This is a genomic window from Corallococcus llansteffanensis (assembly GCF_003612055.1).
Taxonomy (GTDB): Bacteria; Myxococcota; Myxococcia; order Myxococcales; family Myxococcaceae; genus Corallococcus; species Corallococcus llansteffanensis.
The window spans coordinates 1-9,437 of sequence record NZ_RAWB01000392.1; the positions used below are offsets into that span (position 1 = coordinate 1).

Genomic DNA, 9,437 nt, shown 5'->3' on the forward strand with positions numbered 1-9,437 from the left:
CCGTGGGGCGCGTGGCGGCCTGCGGACGGTTCACGGCGGGGCGCTCGGCCGGCAGCCGGCCCGGCTCCACGTCGCCCATGTCCACGCGGCCGCGGAAGCTGGCGCCGTCCACGATGATGACGCGGGGGGCGCGGATGTCGCCCACCATGCGGCCCTCGTGGGTGAGCTCCACGCTCTCGGTGGCGTTGATGTTGCCCACCACCACGCCGCTGACGATGGCGTTCTTCACCGCCACGTTCGCCTTCACCACGCCCGAGGGCTCCACGATGAGGGTGCGGCTGAGGGTCAGCTCGCCCTCGACGCGCCCGCGGACCGTGAGGTCCTCGTCACCCGTGAGACGACCGCTGATGAGGATGGACGGCCCCACCACGGTGTTGTCGACGGTATTGCCTGCGAGCTCCTTGGCGGTGGCCACGGATCAGCGCTCCTTCATGTCCATGTCGACGTTGCCCTTGAAGGAGGCACCGTCGGCGATGAGGATGCGCGGGGCCTTGATGTCGCCCACGACGCGGCAGTCCGTCTTCAGCTCCACCTTGTCGCTGGCGACGATGTTGCCCGTCACGCGGCCGGCGATCTCCACGTTCTGCGTCTCGATGTCCGCCTCGACGACGCCGGAGCCCTCCACGTAGAGGCTCTCCTTGAGGGAGATCTTGCCCTTCACGGTGCCCTGGATGACCAGGACCTCGTCACCGGAAATCTCCCCGTCGATGACGATGCTCGAACCAATGACCGTATTCGCCATGAGTGTTGTCCGCCTTGTCGAAGCTTGCGACTGGGGGGCTCGTGGGACGAACCCCGGTGGATGCTAGATGTCGTCCGGCAACTTCACGTCCATCTCGATGGAGCCGTTGAACACGGCCCCATCCTCGATGACGACGCGCGGCGCCTTGATGTCGCCCGCCACCTTCGCCGAAGCGTTGATGGCCACGCGCGTGGAGGCATCGATGTTGCCGCTCGCCTCACCGTTGATGGTCAGCTCCTCGGCGCGGATGTCCGCCTGCACGCGGCCGGTCCCCTCGATGGTCAGGTGGTTCTTCAGGGCAATCTGCCCCTCCACGCGTCCCTCGATGACCAGGTCCCCTCCGCCCGTGAGGTTGCCCCTGATGACGATGCCCTTGCCAATGATGCCCGTTTCACCCTGTGCCATGAGGCGATCCTCGCCAGCGCCTGCTCCCATCCGGAGCGGGGCGGACTGATTATGTCAGAGATGCGCGGAGATCCAGCCGGAGATGTCCTGGAACACCGTGGAGCGGTCCCGCTCGTTGAGCGGTTCGTGCCGCATGCCGGGGTACTCCTTGAACTTCTTGTCCGCCGTGACCGCCGCTTCGAAGAAGCTTCGCGCCGCCGCGGGCAGCGCCACCCCGTCCTCCTGGCCGCACAGCACGAACAGCGGCACTTGAATCTTCGGCGCCAGGAGCAGCGCCTCGGCCTGCGCCAGCGTGGACTCCACGAACCAGCGCGGCGTGGCGAAGGGCACGTACAGCGGGTCCTCCCCGACCGCCTTCTGCTGCTCCGGGTCGGTGGTGAGCATGTCCGGGGTGAGGCCGGAGCTGACGGACAGCCACGGCACCACGGAGCCCACCATGCGGGCGGCGAAGACCTTCACCGCCGGAGGGGTGATGGCGAGCTTCAGGTAGGGCGCGGAGAGGATGGCCCCGCTCAGGCCCTCCATCCCCTTGGCCAGGGCGTGCACGGCCATCAGGCCGCCGTGGCTGTGGGCCAGGAGGAAGATCTTGTCGTTGCCGGCGGCGCGGCGCACGCGCTGCCAGAAGCCGTCCAGGTCCTCCAGGAAGTCGGTCCACTTGTTGGCGTAGGCCCGGCGCCCGTCGGCGCGGCCGTGGCCCCGGTAGTCGAAGCCGTGCACCGCGAAGCCGTCCCGCACCAGCGCGTCGATGACGGGCCGGTAGCGGCCGATGTGGTCGCCGTAGCCGTGGACGACGGCGACGTGCGCGCGGGGCGTGCCCGTGTCCGGCAGGTCCAGCGTCCAGAACAGGCGGGTGTTGTCCTTGCCGGTGAAGAAGCCTTCGTCGTGGCGGGCCATGGGTGACGGGACCTTAGCGGCCCGCCGCGGGCGAGGGTAGCGCCTTCAACTTGCGCTCCAGGGCCGTGCGCTGGCCGGCGGGTTCGGCGGCCTCCGGCTCCAGGGTGAGGACCTCCAGCGCGCGCTTCCAGGACGCGGCGGCCTCCGCGGCGCGGGCGGCTTTGAGGTAGGCGTCCCCCAGGTGCTCCAGGATGGCGGGCTCGTCGGGGGACAGGTCCACCGCGCGCTCCAGCAGCTCCACCGCCTTCCGGGCCTCGCCGCGCTGGAAGTACACCCACCCCAGCGAGTCCACGAAGGCCGCGCTGTCGGGCCGGAGCGCCAGCGCGCGCCGAACCAGCCGCTCCGCCTCGTCCAGGTCCCGGCCATGCTGGGCCAGCAGGTAGCCGATGAAGTTCATCGCCGCCGCGTGGTCCGGCGCCACCATGAGCACCGTCCGCATGCGCGCCAGCGCTCCGGCCACGTCGCCCTGACGCTCCAGCGCGGCGCCCAGGGAGAAGAGCAGGTCCTGATCCTTCGGCGAGCGGGACACGGCGTCGCGCAGCAGAGTGAGCGCCTCCCCGGAGCGCCCCTGCCGCTCCAGCAGGGCGGCGAGCGCCTCGTACGCCATCGCCGCGCCCTCCCCTCCCAGGGACTCGCGCAGCAACGCTTCCGCCTTCGCGGGCGAGCCGCCGCGCTCCAGCGCCCGGGCATGGGCGACGCGCAGCTCCAGGTCGGCCGGCGTCTCCTTCATGGCGGCGCGGTAGAGCACCAGCGCCCGGGCGTGGTCGCCCGACAGGGACAGGCACCGGGCCCGCCGCACGCGCGCGTCCTGGAACACCTCCGCGTCCTGGGGCACGTCCGCGAAGGCGGCGGCGGCGGTGGAGAAGCGGCGCATCCGCTCCGCGACGAGGCCCGCGTAGTACGCCAGCCGGGGCTCGCCCGGGCTGTCCTTCCGCGCGGCGTCCAGCACGGCCTCCGCGGCGGCGGACTGGTTCGCGGAGAGGTAGCTGAAGGCCACGCGCACCGCGAGCTCCGGCGACGAGGACAGCGACAGCAGCCGGTCGAAGTACGCCCGGGCCCGCGTCACCGAGCCGCCCTTGAGCGCGGCCCGGCCCGCCGACAGCAGCACCTCCCGGCTGTCCGGATCCGCCTCCAGCGCGTGCGCCAGCGCGTCCTCCGCCTCCTTCGCCCTCCCCGCCTCCTCGTGCAGCCGGGCCAGCGTGGACCACACCTCCACGTCGCCCGGGTCGCGCTCGGCGGCCTTCGTGAGCAGTCGCTCGGCGCGGGCCGTGTCGCCGCGCTCGGCCAGCGCGAGCCCCAGCCGCCGGTAGCCGGACGCCTCGCCGGGCAGCGCGTGCGCGAGCGCCTCCACCACCTTCACGGCTTCGTCCGGCGCCTTCGCGTCCAGGTGCAGCTGCGACAGCACCAGGTAGGCCTCCGGGTCGCGTGGGCGCAGCGCCACCGCGCGGCGCAGGTGCTGGCGGGCGCGCGTGAGGTTGCCGGACTCCATCAGCACCCGGCCCAGGAGCACGTGGGCGGGGTGGTACGTGGGGGCCTTCTCCACCGCCCGGCGCAGCTCGCGCTCGGCGCGCCCGAGGTCCCCCAGGCGCGCGTACTCCTCGCCCAGCTGGGTGAGCAACTGCGGGTTGCCGTCGTCGGTGGCCAGCGCCAGGCGCAGCTCGTCCACCGCGCCCCGGTGGTTGCCCTCCAGGTGCAGCAGGCGGGACTGGAGGTAGTGCGCGTAGCTGGCGGACGACGCGGCCGGGTCGTCGTGGGCCGCCGACTCCATGGCCTCGCGCATCGCCTCGCGGTCGATGTGCGCGGCCGGCGGCGTCCTGGGGGTGGCGGCGCTCGCGCCTCCGGTGGCCAGGGCGAGGCACAGCACGGAGGCACGGGTGAGGAGCGGGAGCACGCGGGAGCCGAGTGTAGCGCGGAGCGCCCCCGTTTTCCGCAGGGGGGCGCTCCAGGGCTAGAGGAGCTCGGGCGGCGGCGCGCCCAGCTTCTCCAGCAGCTTCTCCACCGGGTCGCTGTCCTGGCTGACGTCCGCCAGGGCGGCGCGGTACTCGATGGAGGTCACCTTCTCCACGTCCGGCATCAGGCGGTTGATGACCGTGCGCGCGGCGTCCGCGTTGCACTCGGGCAGCACGACCGCGAAGACGCCCTGCCCCAGGTGGGCGATGGCGTCCGGGTGACGCACGCGCTTGCGCATCACGTCCGCCATGTTGGAGGGCAGCGCCTCCAGGGAGCGATCCGGCCGGAGCACCGCCAGCGTGAGCGAGCGGTGGTAGCGCCGGCTCCGGGCGACCTCCTGCTCCAGCCGCAGGAGCAGGCCGCGCCGGTCGTGCAGTCCCGTGGCGGGGTCGCTGCCGGTGCGCTTCTGGAGCGGGGTCGACTTGTCCTGCTGCTCCTTCTCCCCCTGGCGCAGCTTGAGGGCCCGCTCGGTGCGGTTGAGCAGCTCCACCGCGTTGAAGGGCTTGGCCATGTAGTCCACCGCGCCCAGGTTGAGCGCGCGGACCTTGTCGGCCACGCCCTGGTGGGCGGACAGCAGGATGACGGGGATGTGCGCCGTGTCCGACGAGGACTTGAGCGCCATGGCCGCATCAAGCCCGTCCAGCTTGGGCAGGAAGACGTCCATCACCACCAGGTCCGGCCGGGATGCCCGGGCCTTCGCCAGGCCCTCCGCGCCGTCGCGCGCCACCTCCACGCGGTACTTCGAGCGCAGCACCTCCGACAGCACCGCGGCGATCTCCGGCTCATCCTCCACCACCAGCACGCGCGGCTGCTCGGGCGCGGCGCCGGCCGTCGGCTGGGGCCGGGGGTTGCGCGCGGCCTCCTGGGCCAGCGGCAGCGTGAAGACGAAGGTGCAGCCGCCGTCGGTGGGGCTCTCCGCCCAGATTTCGCCGCCGTGCAGCTCCACGAACTCCTTGCAGATGGCCAGCCCCAGCCCCGTGCCCTTGGGGCCGTGGCGGTAGCGGTCGAACACGAGGTGCAGCTCGTCCGGGGGGATGCCCACCCCGTTGTCGCTCACCATCACGCGCACCGCGTCGCCGTCCGGCCGCGACAGCCGCTGCGTGCGCACCACCACCTCGCCCTCGGTCTCGCTCGCGTGCTGGATGGCGTTGCTGATGAGGTTCTGCAGCACCTCGTGCAGCTTCACCTCGTCGCCAATCAGCATCAGGCTGTCGGGGCACTCGGAGCGCAGCGCCACGGCCTTCTCTTCGGCGAGGATCCCCAGCTCCCCCACCGCGTCGCGGCACAGCTGCGCCACGTCCAGCACCCGCGGCTCGATGGACAGCCGGGCCGCCTCGCCCTTGCCCTTCTCCAGCAGGGACTCGACCAGGGTCAGGATCTTCCGGCCCTGGCGGATCATCGCCTCCGCGGACTGCTTCTGCTGGGTCTCCAGCGGACCTTCGAGCAGCAGCCGGCCGTGGCCCAGCAGCACCTGGAGCGGCGCGCGCAGGTCGTGGCTGCACACCGCGATGATCTCATCCTTCAGGCGGTTCAACTCCTTCAGGCGGCGGTTCGCGTCGTTGAGCTCGCGGTAGCGCTCCACGTACGCCAGCTCCATGTCCTCGCGCTTCTTCTTCACCGCCGTGTGCAGGCGCGCGTTGCGGATGGAGTTGGCGAGCACGCCCGCCACCGCCTGCGCGAACTCCTGCTCGTCGCGCCCGATGGACGCATCCCCCCGCGACACGCGCAGGAAGAGCGCGCCCAGCAGGTCGTCCTGGCAGATGAGCGGCTGCACCAGGATGGACTTCACGCCCTGCGGCAAGAGCGACGTGCGCACCTCCGCCATCAGCGGATCGCGCTGCGCCTCTTCAATCAACACCGGCTGGCGCGTCTCCAGCGCGCGCCGCAGCTCCGGGTAGCGCGCCACCTCGATGTCCAGTTGGACGAGGCTGGGGTCCTCCTGCGTCGCGACGACCGTGGCCGTGCGCGCATGGCTGCCCTCCACCAGCACCACCGAGCAGCGGTCCGTGCCGGTGACCTGGCCCACCTTCTCCACCGCGATGCGGAGGATCTCCTCCAGCTCCAGGGAGCTCGTGGCCGCCTGGGTGATCTCCAGCAGCATCCCCATGCGCAGGCGGATGCGCTCCTCGCGCTCCTTGAAGCGCCAGGCCCGCAGGGCCGACTCCAGCCGGGGCACCAGCTCATCCGCGCCGCGCACGAAGTCGTCCACCGCCAGCCGCTTGAAGGCCTCCGCGGAGCGCGCGCGGCCCTGGTCCACCAGCACCGGCAGCCGGTTCAGCTTGTCCACCTTGCGGACCGTCTCCAGCAGCTCGGCCGCCCGCTTGGCCGTCACCGACAGGAGGACGACCTCCGGCTGGAGCTGATCCACCATCTCCTCCAGCCCGCTCTCCCGCTCCGTGGACGCGCACTGGTAGCCGCTCGCCGTCAGCCGCTCCACCAGCGCGTCACCCGCGGCCTTCGCCGCGAGCACCAGCACCCGACCCCGCTGCTCGGACAGCATTTCGATCCTCACGGCATGCCTCCGCCCCGCCCGGACAGGGAACAGCTCTGCGAATACCCGTTGGGTGCGTAGGGGGTCATGGTCGATTCCGGATCATGCCGTCTAACCCGTCCGCGGGCCAGCAGATGGACGGTCCTCTCCGAGTGAGAAGGTAAGAGAAAAGGCGCGACGTATACCCCGGCCCGACGTTCACGCCCTGGATTCCGCGCGCGCGTGACGATCCGGTGACCGTGAGGATGAGGGTCCGTTGCTCCTGGGGAGGAGTAAGGTCAGATCCTTCGCCGGAACACCAGGGCTGTGACTTTCTTCCCATACCGTCTACCCATGCTTGCCTGGAAGCAGGCGGGGCGGTCGGCTGTGGTTCGCGATCAGGAATCGGGCTGGAAGGGCCCCGGTGGTGGGATTTCGGCGGTCCGGGGGGACGCCCGCTTCCTCCGGGAGGGGGTAGAGTGTGAAACCATGCACTTCGCTCTTCCGCGCCTGCTGGTGCCGCGGGCCCTGGTGGCCACGCTTTCCGTCTCCATCCTCACCGCCTGTGGCGACCCGAAGCCGCCGCCCACGCCGGATCCGCCGCAGGTGACGCTGAACGTCCCCGAGCCCAACGCGGCGGCGCCCACCCTGAAGATCCGGGTCATCGTGTCCGGGTGTGACGCGGTGTCGCAGCTGGCCATCTACGACCGGGACACGTTCATCAAGACGGTGCCCTACACCAGCGGCTCGATGGACTTCGAGATCGCCCCGAACGAGATCAAGTACACGCGGGGTATCGCGGTGGATCTGGCGCTCAACGCCAAGGCCACCTGTTCGGACGGCCGCACCAACGTGTCGCAGCCCGCGGCCACCAAGTTCCTGCCGGTGACGAAGCTGGTGAAGGACCCGGACCCGAATGGCCAGGTGGTGACGGACTTCTTCATCGCGGAAGGCAGCGGCACGTCCGTGAACTTCGTCGGGTGTGGCAACCCCACGACGGGCATCGGCACGCTGTTCCGCGTGGACGCCACCGGCGCCCTCCTGAAGAGCGTGGAGATGGGCCTGCCGTGCAGCCCCTACACCGTCTACACGGACGTGAGCCCGGTCAGCGACAAGCGCTGGGTCTGGACCCCCGGCTTGGGCGCGGTGGCCGTGAAGAGTGACTTCACGCTCAGCGGGCGCACGAAGTCGACGTACACGCTGGCCAACCTCTCCATGATGGACAACGGCGACGCGCTCATCGCCGACGACGACAGCTTCGTGTCCCGGCTGAGCCACACGTCCAACAACGGCACCGTGAAGTGGACCTTCCCCTCCGAGTGGCCGCTCATCGCGCCGCCCATCCAGAGGGGCTCCGACGTGCTCGTGGCCTTCGTGAAGCAGGCGGACGTCACGCAGTCGAACGTGCTACAGATCGTCGTCGGACGGCTGGACGCCAACGGCACCGGCACCCTGGGCCTGGTGAGCGAGCGCGTCATCCTGGACTACAACGGCACGTTCGAGTCGCCCCCGCTCGCGTCGTTCAGCCCGGACGGCTCGATTCTCTATCTGGGCTTCCCCTTCGGCAGCGGCCAGTCGCGCGTCCAGGCCTGCAAGACGGACCTGCCCGGCTGCGAGGGTGGCGCGCTCAAGTGGACCAGCGGCAACCTGCCCGCGCAGCTCCAGTTCATCCTCCCGTTCGCGGCCGGTTCACGCGTGGCGGCCATCGGCGCGCAGAGCGTGTGGTTCCTGGACGCGGAGACTGGCGCCATCAAGAACAAGGACGGCAAGCCGGTGGAGGCCTCGGGCGTCCTGCGCATCCTCCAGGTGCAGCTGGGCCGGGCCACCAGCCCCGAGTTCTACCTGCTCAACGGCCCCGCCGTGGAAGGCGCCATGCCCCAGGAGATCGTCGCGGTGGACTCCGCCGAGAAGGGGGAGCTGTTCCGCTATGAAATCTCCAGCAGCCTGTCGTGCTCCGTGGACAACGGAAACCGTCTGTGGATGCGGCTGGGCAACACCCTGGTCCAGGCCCTGCCCCTGGCCGACTACCGCAAGGTCCTCCCGTAAAGGGGGACGCCGTCAGGGCCGGTCGGCGACGAGGAGCGCTTCCACGTTGCCGGCGGGCCCGGGCACGGGCGAGTCCATCACCCCGCGCACGGTGAGGCCCTGCGCGCGCACGAACGCCGTCACGGTGTCGATGGCGTCCTGCCGCGCGGCCGCATCGCGCACCACGCCGCCCTTGCCCACCCGGTCCGGCCCCACCTCGAACTGGGGCTTCACCAGGGCCACCAGCAGTCCCCCGGGCGACAGGAACGTCAGCACCGACGGCAGCACCTGGGTGAGCGAGATGAAGCTCACGTCGATGACGACCACGCCCACCTTCTCCGGCAGGTCCTCCTCGGTGAGGTAGCGCGCGTTCACCCGCTCGCGCGAGCGCACGCGCGGATCCGTGCGCAGCTTCTCGTGGAGCTGGCCATAGCCCACGTCGATGGCGTGCACCCGCACCGCGCCGTGCTGGAGCAGGCAGTCGGTGAAGCCGCCGGTGCTTGCGCCAATGTCCGCGCCCACCCGGCCCGTCACGTCCAGGCCGAAGCGGTCCATGGCCGCCTTGAGCTTCAGGCCGCCGCGCGACACGTACGGCAGCACCTCGCCCTTGAGGCGCAATTCGGACTCCACCAGCACCTGCGCGCCGGGCTTGTCCACGCGCTGGTCGCCCACCACCACCTGGCCCGCGAGGATGAGCGCCTGGGCCTTGGTGCGCGACTCGGCGAGCCCCCGCTCCACCACCAGCACGTCCAGCCGCTCCTTCTTCGACTTCACCGGGCCTCCTCTCCGAGCAGCGCCCGGCCCGCGCGCCGCAGGCCCGCCGCGTCCAGTCCCAACTGGGTGCGCTGCACGCGCGCGTCCCCGTGCGGCAGGAACACGTCTGGCATGCCCAGCAGCTTCACCCGGGGACCGACGCCCGCGGCCGCGTACAGCTCCAGCACCGCGCTGCCC

The 9,437-nt window shown here is 71.1% G+C and carries 7 protein-coding genes and 2 pseudogenes; 1 reads left to right on the forward strand and 8 read right to left on the reverse strand.

What is annotated here, in order from left to right:
* The 6 genes and pseudogenes from bacP to D7V93_RS29425 all read right to left on the reverse strand — a co-directional run.
* Positions 1–415 (reverse strand): annotated as a pseudogene (gene bacP / locus D7V93_RS29400) (bactofilin BacP); the annotation flags it as partial.
* A gap of 3 nt (positions 416–418) precedes the next feature.
* A complete protein-coding gene (locus D7V93_RS29405) occupies positions 419–742 on the reverse strand; it encodes a bactofilin family protein (protein ID WP_120530631.1) in 324 nt (107 codons plus the stop codon).
* A 63-nt stretch (positions 743–805) separates the two neighbouring features.
* Positions 806–1,147, reverse strand: a complete 342-nt coding sequence (gene bacN, locus D7V93_RS29410) for a bactofilin BacN (RefSeq protein WP_120612003.1) — start codon at positions 1,145–1,147, stop codon at positions 806–808.
* A 54-nt stretch (positions 1,148–1,201) separates the two neighbouring features.
* Positions 1,202–2,041 carry an alpha/beta hydrolase gene (locus D7V93_RS29415; protein ID WP_120646543.1) on the reverse strand — a complete coding sequence of 280 codons (840 nt, stop codon included), beginning with the start codon at positions 2,039–2,041 and terminating at the stop codon, positions 1,202–1,204.
* A gap of 13 nt (positions 2,042–2,054) precedes the next feature.
* On the reverse strand, positions 2,055–3,932 hold the full coding sequence (locus D7V93_RS29420; protein ID WP_372338356.1) for a tetratricopeptide repeat protein: 1,878 nt from the start codon (positions 3,930–3,932) through the stop codon (positions 2,055–2,057).
* Between the two features lie 57 nt (positions 3,933–3,989).
* Entirely contained in the window at positions 3,990–6,491 is a 2,502-nt protein-coding gene (locus D7V93_RS29425; protein ID WP_120646544.1) for an ATP-binding protein, read from the reverse strand.
* Between the two features lie 459 nt (positions 6,492–6,950).
* Here D7V93_RS29425 and D7V93_RS29430 point away from each other — a divergent pair, with 459 nt between their 5' ends.
* A complete protein-coding gene (locus D7V93_RS29430) occupies positions 6,951–8,507 on the forward strand; it encodes a hypothetical protein (protein ID WP_120646545.1) in 1,557 nt (518 codons plus the stop codon).
* A gap of 12 nt (positions 8,508–8,519) precedes the next feature.
* Here the strand turns inward: D7V93_RS29430 and D7V93_RS29435 are convergent, their stop codons facing one another.
* Together D7V93_RS29435 and D7V93_RS29440 are read right to left on the reverse strand one after the other, a co-directional pair.
* A complete protein-coding gene (locus tag D7V93_RS29435) occupies positions 8,520–9,260 on the reverse strand; it encodes a TlyA family RNA methyltransferase (RefSeq protein WP_120646546.1) in 741 nt (246 codons plus the stop codon).
* Positions 9,257–9,437 (reverse strand): annotated as a pseudogene (locus D7V93_RS29440) (1-deoxy-D-xylulose-5-phosphate synthase); the annotation flags it as partial. The gene D7V93_RS29435 and the pseudogene D7V93_RS29440, both read right to left, overlap by 4 nt.

Excerpts from the sequence above, each read along its gene's own strand:
- D7V93_RS29405 (WP_120530631.1), bottom strand. The coding sequence starts at position 742 with ATGGCGAATACGGTCATTGGTTCGAGCATCGTCATCGACGGGGAGATT.
- D7V93_RS29415 (WP_120646543.1), bottom strand. The coding sequence starts at position 2,041 with ATGGCCCGCCACGACGAAGGCTTCTTCACCGGCAAGGACAACACCCGC.
- D7V93_RS29425 (WP_120646544.1), bottom strand. The coding sequence starts at position 6,491 with ATGCTGTCCGAGCAGCGGGGTCGGGTGCTGGTGCTCGCGGCGAAGGCC.
- D7V93_RS29430 (WP_120646545.1), top strand. The coding sequence starts at position 6,951 with ATGCACTTCGCTCTTCCGCGCCTGCTGGTGCCGCGGGCCCTGGTGGCC.
- bacN (WP_120612003.1), bottom strand. The coding sequence starts at position 1,147 with ATGGCACAGGGTGAAACGGGCATCATTGGCAAGGGCATCGTCATCAGG.